At 32.3% G+C, this 1,269-nt stretch carries 1 protein-coding gene; it reads left to right on the top strand.

Annotated features, from left to right (window positions below; genetic code table 11):
- Positions 1 to 402, top strand: a 402-nt coding sequence (locus V7083_RS12210; RefSeq protein ID WP_335478048.1) for a GNAT family N-acetyltransferase, incomplete at its 5' end; no start/stop codon positions are given.
- Positions 403 to 1,269: the final 867 nt, after the last annotated feature.

Raw genomic sequence — 1,269 nt, 5'->3', positions numbered from 1 at the left:
GAAAGAAAAACTACTACTGAACAACAGCGTAAACTATTAGAGCACATCAAACAGCAAAGTAATTCAACAATATTTGTTGCAGAACAAGAAAAGGGAAAGTTGGTTGGCTATTTGATAGCCATTGGCGGTAGTGTAAAGAGAACAAAGCACTCTGCATATCTTGTTATTGGTATTTTAGAAGAATACAGAGGGCGTGGTATAGGAACAAGTTTATTTCAACAGTTAGAAAAGTGGGCAATAAATTCTAATATTTCAAGATTAGAACTTACAGTTGTTACTCAAAATGAAGCAGGAGTCGCTTTATACAAGAAAAGTGGATTTGAGATAGAAGGTATAAAAAGAAATTCACTGGTGATTGATGATGAATTTTATAATGAGTATTTTATGTCCAAGTTATTATAATTTTTCTTACTCAACTACCATGAAAATAAGTTTCCTCAAGATTAGTAAAATGACAATACTTAAGAAGACTCTGCTCAATCGTTAAAAAAAAAGAGGAGAGCGTTAATTAATAAGTCTATGAATTGGTTGACTGGATCAAAATCAGAATCAGTATTGACACTTCCTTACCATTTTCATTCTCTGTGGTGAAGCGCTGATTTTGCGCTTCATGGATGGCTAACGGGGCAAGAGTTAACATAGTGATCGCTACGGCGGTCTTTTTTCTTGTTGAACTAACGGAGAAGTTTAGTGCTAGAAGGATTATTTGACCCAATAGAAGAATATTTATATTTGAAAGGTCAAGTATCTGAAAAATTTTTCCTCAAAAAGGGTGGCTTTATTTATGGTAGATAAAAACTGGAAAACAGATAGGAAAATTTACTTTTGGGTAGCATTATCATTACTTGTAGTGATTATTACGTTTAAGTTTAATATAAAACAAGAATCCAGTAGGATTTGGATACCCTTGGTATTATTGTTTTCATTTACGGTCAATTTACGTTCCAGTTTTAAATCAAAGCAAATTTTCGAGTTTCTTGGGAATATATTTATGATTATTGCTGTATTTGGTATACTAATAAATTGGTTATTAAAAGGTTTGTAATTATGATAAATTACAACAGAAAAGTGGCTTTAGAAAAGTTAAATAAAAGGTTCGTCTTTTGACGGCCTTTTTTTAGTGGGAGTAAACAGAACTTCAAAATGGTTACTAAGTACACTAGATTGTGAAAGAATGTACTTAAAGTAACGGGGGCGTTGATCCAAAAAGGATTAACGCTTCTTTTTGTTGAACTGTATTGAAGTAACGAAGCAGCATTCCTGTAATGA

It is taken from the genome of Bacillus sp. JJ1764 (genome assembly GCF_036962145.1).
Classification (GTDB): Bacteria; Bacillota; Bacilli; order Bacillales; family Cytobacillaceae; genus Neobacillus.
This window is presented reverse-complemented; position numbering and strand designations above follow the sequence as displayed.